This window comes from Melaminivora jejuensis, assembly GCF_017811175.1.
In the GTDB taxonomy this organism is placed as follows: Bacteria; Pseudomonadota; Gammaproteobacteria; order Burkholderiales; family Burkholderiaceae_C; genus Melaminivora; species Melaminivora jejuensis.
In genome coordinates this window covers 3,662,865-3,681,812 of record NZ_JACWIJ010000002.1, presented here as the reverse complement: position 1 = coordinate 3,681,812, position 18,948 = coordinate 3,662,865, and the positions used below count along the sequence as shown (strand labels likewise).

Here is an 18,948-nt window from a genome sequence, read left to right as displayed (position 1 = left end):
GCATCCGAATCTTTCTCCCACAAGGGGAAGGAGCCAACCCCATGATCACCCGCGACCTCGACTGGAAACCCCTGGCCCTGGTGCCGCTGCTGGCCCTGGTCACGCTGCCGCTGGTCGGCTCGCCCTCGACCTGGCTGACGCTGACCATTGCCGGGCTGGCCATGGGCATGATCGTGTTCATCATCGCCTCGGGCCTGACCCTGGTCTTCGGCCTGATGGACGTGCTCAACTTCGGCCACGGGGTGTTCATCGCCCTGGGGGCGTTCGTGGCCACCAGCGTGCTGGGCGCCATGAGCGACTGGACGGGTTCGTCCGAGCTGTGGCGCAACCTGCTGGCGGTGCTGCCGGCCATGGTCGTTGCCATGCTGGTGGCCGGCGCCGTGGGCCTGGCCTTCGAGCGCTTCATCGTGCGCCCGGTCTATGGCCAGCACCTCAAGCAGATCCTGATCACCATGGGCGGCATGATCATCGGCGAGGAGCTGATCAAGGCCATCTGGGGGCCGCAGCAGATCCCGCTGCCGCTGCCGGACGGCATGAAGGGCGCCTGGCTGCTGGGCGATGCCGCCGTCGAGAAATACCGCGTAGTGGCGGTGCTGGTCGGCCTGGCGGTGTTCGCCCTGCTGGCCTGGCTGCTCTCGCGCACCAAGGTCGGCCTGCTGATCCGCGCCGGCGTGCAGGATCGCGAGATGGTCGAATCGCTGGGCTACCGCGTCCAGCGGCTGTTCATCGGCGTGTTCGTCGCCGGCAGCGCGCTGGCTGGCCTAGGCGGCGTGATGTGGGGCCTGTACCAGCAAAGCGTGGTGCCGCAGATGGGCGCGCAGGTCAACGTGCTGATCTTCATCGTCATCATCATCGGCGGCCTGGGTTCGACCTCGGGCGCGCTGATCGGCGCGCTGCTGGTCGGGCTGATGGCCAACTACACCGGCTTTCTGCTCCCCAAGGCTGCGCTGTTTTCCAACATCGCGCTGATGGTCGCGGTGCTGCTGTGGCGCCCGCAGGGCGTGTATCCAGTGGCCAACCGCTGAAGGGCTGCACACCATGCTGATGAACCGCATCCTCTCGGGCGACCGCCCCGGCAGCCGCGTGCTGGCGGCGCTGCTGCTGGCGATCTTCTTCGGGCTGGCGCTGGCGCCCTTCCTGTTTCCAGGCGTCAAGGCGCTCAACGTGGCCGCCAAGGTGCTGGTGTTCGTGGTACTGGTGGCCAGCTTCGACCTGCTGCTGGGCTATACCGGCATCGTCAGCTTCGCCCACACCATGTTCTTCGGCATCGGCGCCTATGGCATCGCCATCGCCACCACGCGCCTGGGCGCCACCTGGGGCGCGCTGGCCGTGGGCACACTCGGAGCGCTGGCGCTGGCGCTGGCGCTGGCGCTGGCCGTGGGCCTGTTCTCGCTGCGCGTGCGCGCCATCTTCTTTGCCATGATCACCCTGGCCGTGGCGGCGGCCTTCCAGACGCTGGCCTCGCAGTTGTCGGACTTCACCGGCGGCGAGGACGGGCTGACGTTCCGGATGCCCCTGCTGCTGTCGCCCAGTTTCGAGCCCTTCGAGGATGACTTCCTGGGCGTGACCATCGACGGGCGGCTGGTTTCGTACTACCTGCTGTTCGTGGTCGCGCTGGCGCTGGTGCTGGCGCTGCTGCGCATCGTGAACTCGCCCTTTGGCCGGGTGCTGCAGGCGATCCGCGAAAACGAGTTCCGCGCCGAAGCCATCGGCTATCGCGTAGTCATCTATCGCACGCTGTCATCGGTGCTGTCCGCCCTGTTTGCCACGCTGGCCGGCTGCCTGCTGGCCATCTGGCTGCGCTACAACGGGCCGGACACCTCGCTGTCCTTCGAGATCATGATGGACGTGCTCTTGATCGTCGTCATCGGCGGCATGGGCACGATCTACGGCGCGGCCATCGGCGCGGTGCTGTTCCTGGTGGCGCAAAGCTATCTGCAGGACTTGCTGCGCCTGGGGCACGAGGCCACCGCCGCCCTGCCCTGGCTGTCCACCCTGCTCTCGCCCGACCGCTGGCTGCTGTGGCTGGGCCTGCTGTTCGTGCTGTCGGTCTATTACTTCCCCACCGGCGTGGTGGGGCGGCTGCGCGCGGCGGCCCTGCACCGGCGCAGCGCCTGACCTGTTTCGCGGCTATCCAAGGCTTTCGACCATGAGCACTTCCTGCACTCCCCGTTCGCGCTACGCCACCTGCGCCGGCTATGAGATTCACTACACGGAATGGGGCGATCCGCAGGCGCCCGTGGTCATCGCCTGGCACGGCCTGGCGCGTACCGGGCGCGACATGGATCCGCTGGCGCAGCACCTGGCCGGGCGCTGGCGCGTCATCTGCCCGGACACCCTGGGGCGCGGCCTGAGCCAGTGGTCGGCGTGGCCCGACCAGGAGTACTGCCTGGCCTTCTATGCCCGTCTGGCCGCCGAGCTGTTCGAGCGCCTGGACATCGGACAGGCGCACTGGATCGGCACCTCCATGGGCGGCGCCATCGGCACGCTGTGCGCCGCCGGCCTGGCCGAGCCGCAACTGGCCGGGCGCATCCGCAGCCTGCTGCTCAACGACAACGCGCCGCAACTGGCCGAGGCGGCACTGGCGCGCATCCGCGCCTACGCCGGCCAGCCGCCCAGCTTTGCCACCATGGCTGAGTTGGAAGCCTTTTTCCGCCAGGTCTATGCGCCCTATGGCTGGCTGAGCGACGCGCAGTGGCAGCACCTCACCGAGACCTCGGCGCGGCGCCTGCCCGACGGGCGCCTGACGCCGCACTACGACCCGGCCATGGTGCGCCAGTTCACGGCGCATGACGACGACTACCTGATCTGGCAGCACTACGACGCGCTGGCCCTACCGGTGCTGCTGCTGCGCGGCGTGGACTCCGACCTGGTGCTGCCCGGCACCGTGGCCGAAATGCGCACGCGCGGCCCGGGCGCGCGCGGCCTGCTGGAGGTGGTCGAAGTGCCGGGCTGCGGCCACGCCCCGGCGCTCAACGTGCCGCAGCACTATGCGCTGGTCGATGCTTTTCTGGCCAAAGCATCTCAAAAAGCATAGCTGGCAGCGCTTGTCCAGTAAGGGCAAAAGCCCGATTTGATTCAAAAAATTGGGCGGTATCTGCCCGTCCAGCCCCTCTCCTGGGCGCAGCGCCTCTTGAAAGCGCGCCAAATGCCCCTATCATTAGCACTCGAAGCAGATGAGTGCTAACAAGCCCCGCCTGCTGCAACCCCAGACCCCAGCGCCCGCCAACCAGCGGGCGCCTTGTTTGACCCCAACCTTTTTGCACACAGGAGAGAGCCATGAATCTTCGCCCCCTGCACGATCGCGTGATCGTCAAGCGTATCGAGAGCGAAACCACCACCGCTTCGGGCATCGTGATCCCGGACAACGCTGCCGAGAAGCCCGATCAGGGTGAAGTCATCGCCGTCGGCCCCGGCAAGTTCGACGAGGACGGCGACCGCATGGACATGAGCGTCAAGGTCGGCGACCGCGTGCTGTTTGGCAAGTACAGCGGCCAGACCGTCAAGATCAACGGCGACGAGCTGCTGGTCATGAAGGAAGACGACCTGTTCGCCGTGGTCGAGAAGTAATTCTCCCCAGCGCACACCGCATCAATTTTCATAGCTGCTCACGCTTGCCCAGCAAGGGTTTGCAGCCGATTTGAACCAAATTCAGGAATAGAAAAATGGCAGCAAAAGACGTAGTGTTCGGCGGCGAAGCCCGCGCCCGCATGGTCGAGGGTGTGAACATCCTGGCCAACGCCGTGAAAGTGACCCTTGGCCCCAAGGGCCGCAACGTGGTGCTGGAGCGCTCCTTCGGCGCCCCCACGGTGACCAAGGACGGCGTGTCCGTGGCCAAGGAAATCGAGCTCAAGGACAAGCTGCAGAACATGGGCGCGCAGCTCGTGAAGGAAGTGGCTTCCAAGACCAACGACATCGCCGGTGACGGCACGACCACCGCCACCGTGCTGGCCCAGGCCATCGTGCGCGAAGGCACCAAGTACGTGGCCGCCGGCCTGAACCCGATGGACTTGAAGCGCGGCATCGACAAGGCGGTCGTCGCCCTGGTCGAGCAGCTCAAGAAGCAGTCCAAGGCCACCACGACTTCCAAGGAAATCGCCCAGGTCGGCTCGATCTCGGCCAACGCCGACGAGTCGGTGGGCAAGATCATTGCCGACGCCATGGACAAGGTCGGCAAGGAAGGCGTGATCACCGTCGAGGACGGCAAGAGCCTGGACAACGAGCTGGACGTGGTCGAGGGTATGCAGTTCGACCGTGGCTACCTGTCGCCCTACTTCATCAACAACCCCGAGAAGCAGTCCGCCAATCTGGACAACCCCTTCGTGCTGCTGTTCGACAAGAAGATCAGCAACATCCGTGACCTGCTGCCCACGCTGGAGCAAGTCGCCAAGGCCGGCCGTCCGCTGCTGATCATTGCCGAGGAAGTCGAGGGCGAAGCCCTGGCGACCCTGGTGGTCAACACCATCCGCGGCATCCTGAAGGTCGTCGCCGTCAAGGCGCCGGGCTTCGGCGACCGCCGCAAGGCCATGCTGGAAGACATCGCCATCCTCACCGGCGGCAAGGTCATCGCCGAGGAAGTGGGCCTGTCGCTGGAGAAGGTGACGCTGGCCGACCTGGGCCAGGCCAAGACCATCGAAGTGGGCAAGGAAAACACCATCATCATCGACGGTGCCGGCAACGCCGACGACATCCAGGCGCGCGTCAAGCAGATCCGCGTGCAGATCGAGGAAGCCACCAGCGACTACGACCGCGAAAAGCTCCAAGAGCGCGTGGCCAAGCTGGCTGGCGGCGTGGCCGTGATCAAGGTGGGTGCTGCTACCGAGGTCGAGATGAAGGAAAAGAAGGCCCGCGTGGAAGACGCCCTGCACGCCACCCGCGCTGCTGTGGAAGAAGGCATCGTGGCCGGCGGCGGCGTGGCGCTGCTGCGCGCACGCCAGGCCATCGGTGATCTGAAGGGCGACAACGCCGAGCAGGACGCCGGCATCAAGCTGGTGCTCAAAGCCATCGAATCGCCCCTGCGCGAGATCGTGGCCAACGGCGGCGGCGAGCCTTCGGTGGTCGTGAACAAGGTGCTGGAAGGCGCGGGCAACTTTGGCTACAACGCCTCCAACGACACCTACGGCGACATGCTGGAGATGGGCATCCTGGATCCGACCAAGGTGACCCGCACGGCGCTGCAGAACGCCGCGTCCGTGGCTTCGCTGCTGCTGACGACCGAGGCCATGGTCGCCGAGGCACCGAAGGAAGAAGCCGCCGGCGGCGGTATGCCCGACATGGGCGGCATGGGTGGCATGGGCGGCATGGGCATGTGATGCCGGCCTGAGCGGCCCGGGTGGCCGCTCGCCCCCTGCCCTTTGCGGCAAAAAGGAAACCCCGCAGGTTGCAAGACCGGCGGGGTTTTTTTGCTCCTTCCCCTGTGGGGGAAGGCGGGAATGGGGGCCGGCGGGTCATGGTGCCGGTTCGCTCCCTCTCCCGCGCGCGGCAGAGGGTGGGGTGGGGGAGAAAGACAGGCGCCGGCTCAGCGCAGTTGTTGCAGCAGCGCGGCGGTGGATGCATCCAGCCCCGCCGTATCGCCGCTGGCCAGGCGCGGCTCCAGGCCCTGCGCCAGCACCTTGCCCAGCTCCACGCCCCATTGGTCGAAGCTGTTGATGCCCCAGACCGCCCCGCAGACGAACACCCGGTGCTCGTACAGGGCAATCAGCGCACCCAGCGCCTCGGGCGTGAGCGCCTCCAGCAGCAAGAAGGTGCTGGGCCGGTTGCCGCCGAAGTGCCGATGCCCGTCCTGCAGCGCATCGCGCCCGAGCATCAGCGCCTGCGCCTGCGCCAGCGCATTGGCCAGCAGGCGCGGGTGCTGCCCGGGCAGATCGCGCCCGGGGCGGCACAGGGCAATGAACTCCACCGGGATGACATCCGGCCCCTGGTGCAGCATCTGGAAAAAGGCGTGCTGGCCATTGGTGCCCGGCTCGCCCCAGATGACCGGCGCCGTGGCATAGGGCAGCGGCGCACCGGCGGCGTCCACGCCCTTGCCGTTGCTCTCCATCTCCAGCTGCTGCAAATAGGCCGGCAGCCGGCGCAGGCCGTGGCTGTAGGGCGCGATGCAGCGGCTGCCAAAACCGTGGAAGTTGCGATACCACACGTCCAGCACGCCCAAGCGCACGGGCAGGTTGCGCTCCAGCGGCGCGGTGCGAAAGTGCTCGTCCATGGCGTGCGCGCCGGCCAGCAACGCCCGAAAACCCTCAGCCCCGATGGCAATGGCAATCGGCAGGCCGATGGCCGACCACAGCGAATAGCGCCCGCCCACCCAGTCCCAGAAACCCAGCGTGGTGGCGATGCCGAACTCGGCGGCGGCGTCCAGGTTGGTCGTCAGCGCCCAGAAGTGCCGCGAAAGCTGCGCCGCGCTGCCGCCCTGCGCCAGAAACCAGGCCCGCGCCGCGTGGGCGTTGGTCATGGTCTCGGCGGTGGTGAAGGTCTTGGAGGCGATCAGGAACAGCGTGCTGCCGGGCCGCAGCCCGCGCAGCAAGCTGCCCAGCTCCATGCCATCGACGTTGCTGATGAAGTGCAGCCGCTTGCCCGGATGGCGCAGGTCATCGAGCGCCTTGACGGCCATGGACGGCCCCAGATCCGAGCCGCCGATGCCGATGTTCACGATGTCGGTGATGGCACCGTCGGCGCGTACCTGCTCGGCCAGCGCCAGCATGTGCTCCAGCACGCTGTGGACTTGCGCATCGGCCTCGGCGATTGCTGCGCTTTTCATAGCTGACAGCGCTTGCCCAGCATGGCTTTGCGGTGGATTTCGCAACAACCAATGCATGACCGCGCGGCCTTCGGTGTGGTTGATGGCAGCGCCGGCGAACAGGGCGCGGCGGTACTCCTCGACCCCGCACTCGCGCGCCAGTTGCAGCAGCAGGGCTTCCGTGTCCCGCTCGATCAGGTTCTTGGACAGATCGGCATACACATGCGGCGCCTGCTGGCTGAAATGCGCCACGCGCGCCGCGCCGCCGGCGGCAAAGGCAGCGCGCAGGTCAAAACAGCGCCCGGCCTGCGCCCAGTGCGCCTGCAGCCGGCCCCAGGCCGGCGTGCGGTCGCAGCGCGTGCGCGTGTCGCGCCAGTCGGCCCCGGGGCTGCTCATGCGCCGGCCTGCGCCTGCAGCAGCTGCTCCAGCTTGGCCGCATCGGCGGCGAAGGCGCGGATGCCCTCGGCCAATTTTTCCGTGGCCATGGCGTCCTGGTTGAGCGCGTAGCGGAAGGCCGGCTGGTCGTACTGCACGGGCTGCAGCTGCAGCGCGCGCGCCTGTGCCGGGTCGAGCGCGCGCTCCAGCGGCGCGGTGCTCGATTGCAGCTGCGCCATCAGCTCGGGCGCGATGGTCAAGAGGTCGCAGCCGGCCAGGGCGATGATCTGGCCGACGTTGCGGAAACTCGCGCCCATGACTTCGGTGGCGATGCCAAAGTGCTTGTAGTGCTGGTAGATGGCGCGCACGCTTTGCACGCCGGGGTCGTTGGCACCGGCCATGGCAGCCTCGTCCCAGTTGCTGCCGGCCTGTTTTTTGTACCAGTCGTAGATGCGGCCCACGAAGGGCGAGATCAGCTGCACCCCGGCCTGCCCGCAGGCCACGGCCTGGGCGAAGGAAAACAGCAGCGTCAGATTGGTGTGGATGCCCCGGCGCTCCAGCAGCCGCGCGGCCTCGATGCCCTCCCAGGTGGCGGCGACCTTGATCAGCACGCGCGCCGTGTCCACGCCCTCGGCCTGGTACAGCTCGATCAGGCGCTCGGCACGCGCCACGGTGGCATCGGTGTCGAACGACAGGCGGGCATCGACCTCGGTGGACACGCGCCCGGGGATGAGCTGCAGGATCTCGCAGCCAAAGCGCACGATCAGCCGATCCATCAGCGCGTCGATGTGCTGGCCGCTGCCCTGCGCCACGGCCTGCGTCAAAAGTGGCGCGTACTCGGGCTTTTGCACCGCCTTGAGAATCAGCGAGGGATTGGTGGTCGCATCCTGCGGCTGGAATTGCGCGAGCTGGCGAAAATCTCCCGTATCGGCCACCACGGTGGTGAACTGGCGCAGGGCATCAAGCTGGTTCATACACAGACCTCTCGTATGTCGTTTGGCGTTGGGCGTTTGGCGTTGCTCGTTCAGCGTCGGCTTGCCATCGGCAGGTGCGCGCGGCAAGAGCGCAAACAGTGTATGCGCGTGCAGCCGGCCCGCCTGCCAGCCGGCGCCGGGGGTGAAACTCGATAACATTCGGCGCCATGAGCTTTGATCTGGTTCTGTTCGGCGGCACGGGCGATCTGGCCTGGCGCAAGTTGCTGCCCGCGCTGGCGCAGGCGCACCGCCATGGCACGCTGCCCGAGGGCGGGCGCATCATCGGCGTGGCGCGCGACGAGTTGTCGGATGACGGATACCGTGCGCTGATCGGCCAGCGCCTGGCCGCCGTGGAGCCCGACAAGCGCCCCAGCGAGGCCGAATTCGCCCGCTTCGCCCCCTGCTGCACTACCAGCGCATGGACTTGAGCCAGCCCGGCGACTACGCCCTGCTGCGCGCGCGCCTGGCCGAGCGATCGGCGGACGTGGTGGTCATGTACCTGGCCACGGCACCGCAACTGTTCACCACCGCCTGCGAGCAACTGGGCGCCGCCGGCCTGGCCACGCCCCGCACCCGGGTGGTACTGGAAAAGCCCCTGGGCCATGACCTGGCGTCCAACCAGGACATCAACGCCCGCGTGCGCGCCGTGTTCGGCGAGCAGCAGATCTTTCGCATCGACCACTACCTGGGCAAGCCGGCCGTGCAGAACCTGCTGGCGCTGCGCTTTGGCAACGCCCTGTTCGAGCCCTGGTGGCGGCGCGAGACCATCGCCAGCATCGAGATCACCATCGCCGAGCAGCTCGGCGTGGAAAAGCGCGGCGCCTTCTACGACCAGACCGGCGCGTTGCGCGACATGGTGCAAAACCACGCGCTGCAACTGCTGTGCGCCATCGCCATGGAGCCGCCCATCAACGCGCACGCCGACGCCATCCGCGACGAAAAGCTCAAAGTGCTGCGCTCGCTGCAGCCCTGGACGCCCGAGCGGCTGGCGCACGACGTGGTGCGCGGCCAGTACGCCGCCGGGCAGCGGGCCGGCCAGCCGGTGCCCGGCTACCGCGCCGAGGACGGCGTGGCAGCGCACAGCATGACCGAGACCTTCGTCGCCCTGCGCACCGGCATCGCCAACTGGCGCTGGGCGGGCGTGCCCTTCTACCTGCGCACCGGCAAGCGCCTGGCGGCGCACGAGGCGCACATCGCCATCCACCTGCGGCCCACGCCGCACGCCATCTACCGCACGCCGCTCGCGTGCGGCGCCAACCGGCTGGTCATCCACCTGCAGCCGCGCGATGGACTGGAGCTGCACCTGTTCGCCGCCGCCGCCAACGACCGGCGCACCGGCGCTGGTGCCGCAGCCAGGCCCAGCCCGGCCCGCGAGGCGCCGGCCCTGACGCCGGTGACGCTGGATCTAGACTTTGACCAGCGCTTTGGCGCCAAGCGCGTGGGCGCCTACGAGCGCCTGCTGCTGGACGTGATCGACGGGCGGCTGAACCTGTTCGTGCGCGCCGACGAGCAGGAAGCCGCGTGGCGCTGGGTCGAGCCGATCATGGAATTTTGGGACGAGCAGAACGCGCGCGGCGACGGCCCGCGCCCCTACGCCGCCGGCACCTGGGGGCCGGGCGCAGCCAGCGCCCTGGTGGCGCGCGACGGCAATACCTGGGCCGAGGAATGCTAGAGCGCATCACCGCCTCGCTGCCCTCGCTGGCGCCGGCCGAGCAGCGCGTGGCACGCCTGGTACTGCAGGATCCGCGCGCCTTTGCCCGCCTGCCGGTGCGCGAGCTGGCCGCGCGCGCCCAGGTCAGCAAGCCTACTGTGGTGCGCTTTTGCCGCAGCATGGGCTATGGCGGCCTGGCGGACTTCAAGCTGCGCCTGGCCGGCAGCGTGAGCGAGGGCGTGCCCTTCATCCACCGCAGCGTGGACGCCGATGACGGCACGGGCGAGGTGCTGGTCAAGGTGGTGGATAACGCCGTTGCGGCCTTTCTGCAGTACCGCAATGCCGCAAGCGTCCAGGCGCTGGATCGCGCCGCCGAAGCGATTGCCGCCACCTGGCAGACCGGGCGGCGCATCGAGTTCTATGGCGCGGGCAACTCCGGCATCGTGGCGCAGGACGCGCAGCACAAGTTCTTTCGCTTAGGCATCACCAGCCTCAGCGCCAGTGACGGGCACATGCAGGTCATGAGTGCGACGCTGCTGCAGCCGGGCGACTGCGCGGTCATCATCAGCAATTCGGGGCGTACGCGCGACCTGATGGACGCCGCCGACATCGCGCGCCGGCGCGGCGCGACGACGATTGCCATCACGGCCAGCGGCTCGCCCCTGGCGCATTCGTGCCAGATCCACCTGGCCGCCGACCACCCCGAGGGCTACGACCGCTACAGCCCCATGGTGTCGCGCCTGCTGCACCTGCTGGTCATTGATGTGCTGGCCACGCGCGTGGCGCTGCGCATCGGTGAGCCGCTGCAGCCACTCTTGCAGCAGATGAAGAACAACCTGCGGGCCAAGCGCTATACCTGAGCGGGGGCTTTTTCTCCCTCCCCCACTGGGGAAGGGCAGTGCCTCAGGCCGGGCGACCGTAGGTCGCCGTGAAGCTGGCCTTGGCCAAGGTGTTCATGTTGACCATGAAGCCGGCCAGCGCCGCCGGCGCGTCATCCGGCACGTCGATGCGCGCCACCGACAGGGCATGGACGGTGAAGATGTAGCGGTGCGGTTTGTCGCCCGGCGGCGGGCACATGCCGCCCCAGGCGTATTGGCCATAGTCGTTGCGGATGTGGCGCGCGCCGGCTGGCAGATTCGCCCCGCCCTTGGCGCCGGCGTCGGCGGCCAGCTCGGTCGTGTCAGCCGGCAGGTCGATCACGTACCAATGCCAAAAGCCCGAGCCGGTGGGCGCATCCGGGTCGTAGCAGGTCACGGCAAAACTCTTGGCACCCTCGGGCGCACCCGACCAGCGCAGCACGGGCGAGCGGTTCTCGCCACCGCAGCCGAAATCGTTGAACTCGAAACGCGCGTCTATGCTCGCGCCGTCCACGATGTCCGGGCTGCTCAGGTTGAAGTTCTGGCTCATGGTCGATTCCTTTCCTGTGGGGTCAATGGTCGGTGAACTGCTGCGTGCTGTAGCGGCTGGTGGGCCGGCGCGCCAGCAACGGCAGGCCGGTGGCAGTATCGCGCGGCTGCAGCGCGATCCAGTCCAGCAGCAGGTCGGCGTCGAGCACGCCGATGTCCAGCCGACGCTCGGGCGGCACGCCGGCCAGGGTCAGGTTGCGGTCGCCACCGCGTGCCGTGTACTGCGGCACGAACAGGCGGTACATGCGCTTCTCGTCCAGCGCGCCCCAGCGGTCGCTGGCCGGGTCGTGGAGCTGCAGCTCGCTGATGCGCGCGCCACGCGGGCGCGTCACATCGACGGCAAAGCGCAGCCCGGCGGCGTAGGGGTACGGCCCAGTGGAGCCACCCGGCCCCAGACGGCCTCGATGCCGTCTTCCAGCATCCCCTTGAGCTCGGCCCCGCTCACGTCCAGACGCCACAGCGTGTTGCCAAAGGGCAGCACGCCGATGATCTGCTCGGCAGTCACCGTGCCCAGCAGCGGCGTGCGCACACCGCCGCCGTGCTGCAGCGCCACGTCAGCCCCGCCATAGCGCAGCCGCGCCACGTCCAGATAGGCCTGGGCGACGAGCTGCTGGATGTCGCCGCCATGCTGATCGACGTGGCCCAGGGCGTTGCAGGCGGCGCTGGAGCGGCCATGATCCAGACTGCCCGGCCCGCCCGGCACGCGGCGCGCGCACAGCTCCTCGGGCACCACGGCGACCGGCGTGCGGGCAAAGTCGGCCACGCGCGCCTCGAAGGGCGCCAGCGCCGCCAGGGCAGCGGCGGAGGGCTGGGTCACGCGCAGAAAGCCCGTGGCTGCGCGGCTGGCGGCCAGCTGCTGCGCCAGCGCCGGCGCGGGCGGCTGGCCATCGACGCGCATGGTCTCGCCCACCAGCACATGCGCCGTACCGCTGCAATCGAGCACGTTGCCGCGCGCGTCGAAGCGCACGCGCAGCTCGCCCAGCACCTGCGAGAACTCGGCCGCCTGCACCACGCAGACCGGCTGGCCGTCGGCATTGCGCGTGCGCGCCGGGTACGCGCCCGTGGGCGTGCCCAGTCCGGCCTGGGCCATGGCCGGCGGCCCCAGCAGGGTGTGCGAGTCGCCGCCGACGATGACATCGACGCCGCGCAGGCGCTCGGCCAGGCGCAGCTCGGCCTCGTGGCCGACGTGGCTCAGGACGATGATCTTGTCGATGCCGCGCGCGCTGAGGCGGTCGATCTCGCGCTGCACCGCTGTGGCCTCGTCCTCGAACTGCGTGCCGGGGTCGGGCGCCGAGGACACCCGGGTCTTGTAGGCCACGGTGACGCCGACTATGCCGATGTCCTGCCCGCTACGGCGCAGCACCACCGAGGGCTGCACCATGCCGGGCGCGCGGCTCTCGTGCAGCGCGGACGCAGCGCCGAAGCGGGTATTGGCACTGAGCACCGGCACCGGGCAGCGGCCTGCGGCCAGGCGATCCAGAAAGCCCTTGAGCGTGCTGTCGCCCTTGTCGAACTCGTGGTTGCCCAGGGTGAAGGCATCGAAGCAGGCCACGTCCATGAGGGCTGCATCGGCCTCGCCGGCGCTGCCGGCGCGCTCGAAGTACAGCGTGCCGGTCAGCGCGTCGCCGGCGTGCAGCTTGAGCACATTGGGGCCGGCAGCGGCGGCCAGTTCATCCAGGGCGCCGGCCACGCGGGCAAAGCCGCCGACCTCCATGGCGACAGGGATGCGCCGGCCCGCGCCGTCGTCGAGCTGCACCGTGGCGGCGCGCGGCTGCAGGTTGGAGTGGTGGTCGTTGAGGTGCAGGATGGTCAGCTGGTAGGCCGCATCAGCGGGCGGCAGCGGCTGCACCGGGCCGGAGCCGCCACAGCCGGCCAGCAGGAGGGACAGGGCGAGGGCCGCAGCGCCCGCAGCAGGCCCCCTCACCCCCACCCTCTCCCGCACGCGGGAGAGGGAGTCGGAACCGGGCGCGCTCTTGCTCGCTGGGAAAGGTCTGGAGGCACCGTCGGCGCACGCAAGCTGCGCCAACTCGTCTGCCCGCTCCCCCCTTGGGAGAGGGCTGGGATGGCCCGTGGCGCGCTGGGCCGGGTATTGCTTCGGTGCTCCCTCCCCCTCTGGGGAAGGGCTGGGGTGGGGGCCAGTTCGGGCGCTGCGCTCACTGCGGGCGCGGCTCCCATCCCGGCCTTCCCCCAGCAGGGGAAAGAGCGCAAAAACACGCAGCCACCTGGACATTGCAACTCTCATTTGCATAGCTATCTCCGCTTGCCCAGCAACGCTTTGCGGCATTTTTCATGCAAATTCACGGCCCTGCCGGGTCGATGCGCCCCTCCTGCACCGCATGGCAGGCCACGCGCGTGCCGTCGCCGGCGTCGAGCAACTCGGGCCGCTCGACGCGGCAGCGCTCGTTGGCCCAGGGGCAGCGCGGGTTGAAGGCACAGCCCGGCGGCGGATTCAAAGGGTTGGGCACCTCGCCCTGCACCGGCGTGCGCGCCCGGCCCGTGTCGTGCATCTTGGGGATGGCGTCGAGCAACATGCGTGTGTAGGGGTGGCGCGGCGCGGCAAACAGCGTGGCCTTGTCGGCCAGCTCCACCAGGCGACCCAGGTACATCACGCCGACCTGGTCGCTCACATGCCGCACCACCGCCAGGTTGTGGCTGATGAACAGATAGGTCAGGCCCTGCTGGCGCTGCAGGTCTTTCATGATGTTCAGCACCTGGGCCTGCACGGACACGTCGAGCGCCGAGGTCGGCTCGTCGCAGACCAGGAACTCAGGCTCGGTGGCCAGCGCCCGGGCGATCGAGATGCGCTGGCGCTGCCCGCCCGAGAACTGGTGCGGGTACTTGGCCGCGTCCAGCGGCGACAGGCCCACGGACTGCAGCAGCTCGCCCACGCGCTGGGCAAGTGCCGCCTTGTCGGTCAGGATGCCGTGCTCGCGCAGCGGCTCGGCGATGATGTCGCGTACCAGCCAGCGCGGGTTCAGGCTGGCATAGGGGTCTTGAAAAATCATCTGGATGCGCCGGCGCATGGCGCGGGCATCGCGCCCCTTGAACGCCGCGTGCGCATCCTGCCCGTCGAAGGCAAAGCCGCCGCGCGTGGGTGCGTACAGGCCCACCAGCAGGCGCGCCACGGTGCTTTTGCCACAGCCCGACTCGCCCACCAGCGCCAGCGTCTTGCCGCGCTCGATGTCGAAGCTCACGCCATCGACGGCGTGCAGCAGCAGGCGCGGCTTGCCCTCCAGCACGCGGTTGAGCCAGGGCGGCGAGACATCGAAGGTGCGCGCCAGGTCGCGCGCCTGCACCAACGGCTCTCCTCTTGCTCCCTCTTCCCCTGGGGAAGGGTTGGAGTGAGGGCCGGCGCCGCCACCCATACCGTTGGTATCCATCAAACCGGCCCCCATCCCAGCCTTCCCCCAGAGGGGGAAGGAGCCAATGCCGGCAGGGCTATGCGATTCGTTCATGCGGCCTCCTTGCGGTCGGCGGCGTGCAGCCAGCACGCGGCCTGGGTGGCGCCGGCGGGCATCAGGTCGGGGCGCTCGACGCGGCAGCGCTCGAAGACCTGCGGGCAGCGCGGATTGAAGGCGCAGCCGCGCGGGATGGCGTTCAGGCGCGGCATGGCGCCGTCGATCTGGTTGAGCCGCTCGCGCTCGCTGTCCATGTCGGGGATGGAGGCCATGAGGCCGGCGGTGTAGGGGTGCGCCGGGTGGTTGATGACCTCGTGTACCGGGCCGATCTCGGCCACGCGCCCGGCATACATCACGGCCACGCGGTCGCAGGTCTCGGCAATCACGCCCATGTCGTGCGTGATCAGCATGACGGCGGCGCCGCGCGTCTTGCAGATGTTCTTCAGCAGTTGAATGATCTGCGCCTGGATGGACACGTCCAGCGCCGTGGTCGGCTCATCGGCCACGATCAGCTGCGGCTCGGCGGCCAGCGCCAGGGCGATGACCACGCGCTGGCGCATCCCGCCGGAAAACTGGTGCGGGTAGTGGTCGATACGCTGCTCGGCCGCCGGGATGCCGGTGTCCCGCAAGAGCTGCACGGCGCGCTCGCGCGCCTCGGCGGCGCTCACCGGCAGATGCGTGCGTATGGTCTCGGTGAGCTGCTGGCCGACGGTATAGAGCGGGTTCAACGAGGTCAGCGGATCCTGAAAGATCGCGCCGATGCGCCGGCCACGGATGTGGCGCATCTGCTCATGGCCCAAGTGGTCGATGCGCTGGCCCTCCAGCAAGATTTGCCCGCCAGCCACGCGCCCGGGCGGCTCCAGCAAGCCGATGATGGACGCGCCGGTGAGTGACTTGCCGGCGCCGGACTCGCCCACCACGCCCAGGATTTCGCCCGGGGCGATGGCAAAGCTCACGTCGTCCAGGGCGCGCAGTGTGCCGCGCCGGCTGGGGAATTCGACGATCAGGTTCTTGACTTCAAGTAAGGACATACAGCATTCGCCCCGGTTTCAGCGCAGGCGGGGATTGAGCGCGTCGCGCAGCCAGTCGCCCAGCAGGTTCACCGACAGCGCGATCAAGACCAGCATGACGCCCGGGAACACGGTGATCCACCACTCGCCGGAGAACAGGTAGTCGTTGCCGATGCGGATCAGGGTGCCCAGCGAGGGCGAGGTCGGCGGCGCGCCCACGCCCAGGAAGGACAGCGTGGCCTCGGTGATGATGGCCGTGGCCACCTGGATGGTGGCCAGCACCATGACCGGCCCGAGCACGTTGGGCAGCACATGCCGGCGCATGATGCGAAAGGCGGGCACGCCCGTGACGCGCGCGGCCTGCACGTATTCCTTGCTGCGCTCGACCAGGGTGCTGCCGCGCACGGTGCGCGCGTACTGCACCCAGCCGGTGAGCGAGATCGACAGGATCAGCACGCCGAAGGCCAGCGACTCGGGCGCGTTGGGGAACATCGCCCGGCCCACGCCGGCGATCAGCAGGGCGATCAGGATGGCCGGGAAGGACAGCATCACGTCGCACAGGCGCATCAGCACGGCGTCCACCCAGCCGCCGGCAAAGCCGGCCCACAGGCCCAGCGCCACGCCGATCACCACCGAGATCAGCACCGAGGCCAGGCCGACGATCAGCGAGATGCGCGCGCCATAGATCAGCGCCGACAGGATGTCGCGGCCCTGGTCGTCCGTGCCCAGCAGGTATTTGCGGCTGCCTTCTTCCAGCCAGGCCGGCGGCAGGCGGGCATCGCCCAGCTCCAGCGTGGACAGATCGAACGGGTTGTGCGGCGCCACCCAGCCGGCAAACAGCGCGCAGACCACGCACGCCAGCGCGATCAGCGCAGCCACGATGGCCACGGGAGAGGTGCGAAAGCTGTAGGCGACATCACTGTCGTACCAGCGCGAGAGGGTGTGGATCATGATGGGTCGACGCTGAAGAAAAGCGCCTGCGGTTGGCTGGCTGCGGATGTTGCTCCCTCTGCCGCGCGCGGGAGAGGGCTGGGGTGAGGGCAATGGAGACTGGCGCAGTGCCCGAACCGCCCCCTCACCCCTGCCCTCGCCCCCGAGGGGGAGAGGGAGCAAGAGGCGGATGCGGGCCTGCACGCCGCGCCATCGAACTGAAACCTCATGGTCACACCTGCGCCGCCGCCAGCGGCATACCCTGCTCGACCAGCCCGGCCAGCAGCGCCGCGCCCAGCGGCAGCACCTCGTCGTTGAAGTCGTAGCGGCTGTTGTGCAGCGTGCTGTGCCCCGCGCCCATGCCCTGGCCCAGGCGCAGGTAGGCGCCGGGCCGGGCCTGCAGCATGAAGGAAAAATCCTCCGCACCCATGCTCGGCTCCAGGGCGCGCTCGACGTTGTGCTCGCCGACCAGGCTGGCCGCCACGTCGCCAGCAAAGCGCGCCTCGGCAGGGGTGTTGATGGTCGCCGGGTAGATGCGCTCGTAGCGCACGCTGGCACTGGCGCCAAAGCCCAGGGCAACGGCGCTGCAGACCTCCTGGATGCGCTGCGCCACCATGTTCTGCACGGCCGGATCGAACGCACGCACTGTGCCGACCAGCGTGGCCGTGCCCGGCAACACGCTGAAGGCGCCCAGGTCGCCCGCCTGCACGGCGCAGACGCTGAGCACGGCGCTGTCGATGGGCCGCACGTTGCGCGCCACGATGCTTTGCAGCGCGGTGACGATGTGCGCCGCCACCAGCACCACGTCCACCGTCTGGTAGGGGTGCGCGCCGTGGCCGCCGCGGCCGGTGATGTCGATGGTGATGCGGTCGGCAGCGGCCATCATGGCGCCGTCGTTCAGGCCGACGGTGCCCGGCTTCATGGCCGGCCAGTTGTGCATGGCATAGACCGCATCGACCTTCCAGCGCTCGAACAGGCCGTCCTCGATCATCACGCGCGCGCCGCCCAGGCCCTCTTCGCCCGGCTGGAAGATCAGCACCGCCGTGCCGTCGAAATCGCGCGTGGCCGCCAGGTAGCGCGCCGCGCCGACCAGCATGGTGGTGTGGCCGTCGTGGCCGCAGCCGTGCATCAGGCCGCTCTTGCCCGAGCGCCAGGCGAATTCGTTGTGCTCGGTCATGGGCAGCGCGTCCATGTCGGCGCGCAGGCCGATCATGGCTTTGCTCCCGCGCCCGCGTCCGTGGATGATGCCCACCAGGCCGGTCTTGCCGATGCCCTCGTGGATCTCGTCCACGCCGCAGGCACGCAGCGCCTCGCGCACGCGCGCGCCGGTATAGATTTCCTCAAAGCCCAGTTCGGGATGTGCGTGCAGGTCGCGGCGCAGCGCCGTCAACTCGGGGTGGAACTGGGTGATCTGCGCGAATGCGCGCCCGCCAGCCTGGTAGCGCGGGGTTGCCACGATGCTCATGTCAGTGCCCTCCTGCCTTGCCCGAGACGCGCAGGCGCGGATCGACGGCAAAGTACAGCAGATCCACCACCAGGTTGATGACCACGAAGATCAGTGCGATCAGGCACAGGTAGGCGGCCATGACCGGGATGTCGGCAAACGTCACCGCCTGGATGAACAGCAGGCCCATGCCCGGCCACTGGAACACCGTCTCGGTGATGATGGCGAAGGCGATCAGGCCGCCGATCTGCAATCCGGTGATGGTCATGACCGGCACCAGCGTGTTCTTCAGCGCGTGGCCGAAGTGGATGGCCCGGTCTGTGAGGCCGCGCGCGCGGGCGAACTTGATGTAGTCGGTGCGCAGCACCTCCAGCATCTCGGCGCGTACCAGCCGCATGATCAGCGTGAGCTGGAAAATCGCCAGGGTGACCGCCGGCAGGATCAGGTGGTGCCAGCCCTTGAGGCTGAGCAGGCCGGTGCTCCACCAGCCGATCTGCAGGGTCGGCCCGCGCCCGTAGCTGGGAAACCAGCCCAGCGTCACCGAGAACACCAGGATCAAGAGGATGCCGATCAGGAAAGTCGGCAGCGACACGCCCAGCAGCGACAGCGTCATGAAAACCTGGCTGAGGAAGGTGCCGCGCTTGAGCGCCGCATAAACGCCCATGGGCACCCCGACCAGCAACGCGATGGCTGCGGCCACCAGGGCCAGCTCCAGCGTTGCCGGAAAGCGCTCGGCGATCAGGCGCGAGACCTTGGCGCCCTGGCGCAGCGACAGGCCGAACTCGCCCTGCGCGGCATTCACCAGAAAATGCCAGAACTGCACGATGAAGGGCTGATCCAGGCCCAGCGAGGCGCGCATCTCGGCCACCTGCTCGGGCGTCGCATCCTGCCCCAGCAGGAAGACCACCGGGTCGCCCACGAACTGGAACAGCATGAAAGAGATGAAGGCCACGGTGACCATGACGATCACGGCCTGCGCGAGGCGGCGAAGAATGAAGGCAAGCATGGATCGGTCAGGTGCCTTGAA

14 protein-coding genes and 2 pseudogenes are annotated in these 18,948 nt (G+C 68.7%); 7 read left to right on the top strand and 9 right to left on the bottom strand.

The annotated features are described in order from the left end of the window. Window positions 1-41 precede the first annotated feature (41 nt). From IDM45_RS17180 to groL, 5 genes are all read left to right on the top strand, one after another. On the top strand, window positions 42-1,025 hold the full coding sequence (locus IDM45_RS17180; RefSeq protein WP_209421124.1) for a branched-chain amino acid ABC transporter permease: 984 nt from the start codon (window positions 42-44) through the stop codon (window positions 1,023-1,025). Window positions 1,026-1,041: 16 nt separating this feature from the next. Next, the gene (locus IDM45_RS17175; RefSeq protein WP_209421144.1) at window positions 1,042-2,118 is read left to right on the top strand and encodes a branched-chain amino acid ABC transporter permease; all 1,077 of its coding nucleotides are present in this window, start codon (window positions 1,042-1,044) and stop codon (window positions 2,116-2,118) included. Window positions 2,119-2,149: 31 nt separating this feature from the next. Next, window positions 2,150-3,037, top strand: a complete 888-nt coding sequence (locus IDM45_RS17170; RefSeq protein WP_209421123.1) for an alpha/beta fold hydrolase — start codon at window positions 2,150-2,152, stop codon at window positions 3,035-3,037. Between the two features lie 242 nt (window positions 3,038-3,279). Then, a complete protein-coding gene (groES, locus tag IDM45_RS17165; protein ID WP_209421122.1) occupies window positions 3,280-3,570 on the top strand; it encodes a co-chaperone GroES in 291 nt (96 codons plus the stop codon). A gap of 95 nt (window positions 3,571-3,665) precedes the next feature. Beyond that, window positions 3,666-5,312, top strand: a complete 1,647-nt coding sequence (groL, locus tag IDM45_RS17160; RefSeq protein ID WP_209421121.1) for a chaperonin GroEL — start codon at window positions 3,666-3,668, stop codon at window positions 5,310-5,312. A gap of 206 nt (window positions 5,313-5,518) precedes the next feature. Here the strand turns inward: groL and pgi are convergent, their stop codons facing one another. Together pgi and tal are read right to left on the bottom strand one after the other, a co-directional pair. Continuing rightward, complete coding sequence (pgi, locus tag IDM45_RS17155; RefSeq protein WP_209423920.1) at window positions 5,519-7,129, bottom strand: glucose-6-phosphate isomerase; 1,611 nt, start codon at window positions 7,127-7,129, stop codon at window positions 5,519-5,521. After that, the gene (gene tal / locus IDM45_RS17150) at window positions 7,126-8,082 is read right to left on the bottom strand and encodes a transaldolase (protein ID WP_209421120.1); all 957 of its coding nucleotides are present in this window, start codon (window positions 8,080-8,082) and stop codon (window positions 7,126-7,128) included. The genes pgi and tal overlap by 4 nt, the downstream gene beginning before the upstream one ends. Window positions 8,083-8,249: 167 nt before the next feature. Between tal and zwf the strand changes: the two are divergent. Continuing rightward, window positions 8,250-9,754 (top strand): annotated as a pseudogene (gene zwf / locus IDM45_RS17145) (glucose-6-phosphate dehydrogenase). Beyond that, window positions 9,748-10,593 carry a MurR/RpiR family transcriptional regulator gene (locus IDM45_RS17140; protein ID WP_209423919.1) on the top strand — a complete coding sequence of 282 codons (846 nt, stop codon included), beginning with the start codon at window positions 9,748-9,750 and terminating at the stop codon, window positions 10,591-10,593. Before zwf ends, IDM45_RS17140 begins: the two are co-directional and overlap by 7 nt. A 43-nt stretch (window positions 10,594-10,636) precedes the next feature. Here the strand turns inward: IDM45_RS17140 and IDM45_RS17135 are convergent, their stop codons facing one another. From IDM45_RS17135 to IDM45_RS17105, 7 genes and pseudogenes are all read right to left on the bottom strand, one after another. Beyond that, window positions 10,637-11,140 (bottom strand): YbhB/YbcL family Raf kinase inhibitor-like protein, encoded by a 504-nt coding sequence (locus IDM45_RS17135; RefSeq protein ID WP_209421119.1) that lies wholly within the window; start codon window positions 11,138-11,140, stop codon window positions 10,637-10,639. 22 nt (window positions 11,141-11,162) lie between these two features. Next, window positions 11,163-13,069: pseudogene (locus IDM45_RS17130) on the bottom strand (bifunctional metallophosphatase/5'-nucleotidase). Window positions 13,070-13,436: 367 nt separating this feature from the next. Further along, window positions 13,437-14,504, bottom strand: coding sequence for an ABC transporter ATP-binding protein (locus tag IDM45_RS17125; protein ID WP_209424192.1), 1,068 nt, complete (start codon window positions 14,502-14,504; stop codon window positions 13,437-13,439). A gap of 86 nt (window positions 14,505-14,590) precedes the next feature. Then, window positions 14,591-15,568, bottom strand: coding sequence for an ABC transporter ATP-binding protein (locus IDM45_RS17120; protein WP_209423918.1), 978 nt, complete (start codon window positions 15,566-15,568; stop codon window positions 14,591-14,593). Window positions 15,569-15,586: 18 nt separating this feature from the next. Next, window positions 15,587-16,498, bottom strand: a complete 912-nt coding sequence (locus IDM45_RS17115; RefSeq protein WP_209423917.1) for an ABC transporter permease — start codon at window positions 16,496-16,498, stop codon at window positions 15,587-15,589. Window positions 16,499-16,709: 211 nt separating this feature from the next. After that, on the bottom strand, window positions 16,710-17,942 hold the full coding sequence (locus IDM45_RS17110; RefSeq protein WP_209423916.1) for a M20 aminoacylase family protein: 1,233 nt from the start codon (window positions 17,940-17,942) through the stop codon (window positions 16,710-16,712). A 1-nt stretch (window position 17,943) separates the two neighbouring features. After that, window positions 17,944-18,927, bottom strand: a complete 984-nt coding sequence (locus IDM45_RS17105) for an ABC transporter permease (protein ID WP_209423915.1) — start codon at window positions 18,925-18,927, stop codon at window positions 17,944-17,946. Window positions 18,928-18,948 lie beyond the last annotated feature (21 nt).

Coding starts and splice junctions, on each gene's coding strand:
- tal (WP_209421120.1), bottom strand. CDS start 8,082: ATGAACCAGCTTGATGCCCTGCGCCAGTTCACCACCGTGGTGGCCGAT.
- IDM45_RS17170 (WP_209421123.1), top strand. CDS start 2,150: ATGAGCACTTCCTGCACTCCCCGTTCGCGCTACGCCACCTGCGCCGGC.
- pgi (WP_209423920.1), bottom strand. CDS start 7,129: ATGAGCAGCCCCGGGGCCGACTGGCGCGACACGCGCACGCGCTGCGAC.
- IDM45_RS17115 (WP_209423917.1), bottom strand. CDS start 16,498: ATGATCCACACCCTCTCGCGCTGGTACGACAGTGATGTCGCCTACAGC.
- IDM45_RS17140 (WP_209423919.1), top strand. CDS start 9,748: ATGCTAGAGCGCATCACCGCCTCGCTGCCCTCGCTGGCGCCGGCCGAG.
- IDM45_RS17120 (WP_209423918.1), bottom strand. CDS start 15,568: ATGTCCTTACTTGAAGTCAAGAACCTGATCGTCGAATTCCCCAGCCGG.
- IDM45_RS17105 (WP_209423915.1), bottom strand. CDS start 18,927: ATGCTTGCCTTCATTCTTCGCCGCCTCGCGCAGGCCGTGATCGTCATG.
- IDM45_RS17180 (WP_209421124.1), top strand. CDS start 42: ATGATCACCCGCGACCTCGACTGGAAACCCCTGGCCCTGGTGCCGCTG.
- groL (WP_209421121.1), top strand. CDS start 3,666: ATGGCAGCAAAAGACGTAGTGTTCGGCGGCGAAGCCCGCGCCCGCATG.
- IDM45_RS17135 (WP_209421119.1), bottom strand. CDS start 11,140: ATGAGCCAGAACTTCAACCTGAGCAGCCCGGACATCGTGGACGGCGCG.
- IDM45_RS17125 (WP_209424192.1), bottom strand. CDS start 14,504: ATGGGTGGCGGCGCCGGCCCTCACTCCAACCCTTCCCCAGGGGAAGAG.
- groES (WP_209421122.1), top strand. CDS start 3,280: ATGAATCTTCGCCCCCTGCACGATCGCGTGATCGTCAAGCGTATCGAG.
- IDM45_RS17110 (WP_209423916.1), bottom strand. CDS start 17,942: ATGAGCATCGTGGCAACCCCGCGCTACCAGGCTGGCGGGCGCGCATTC.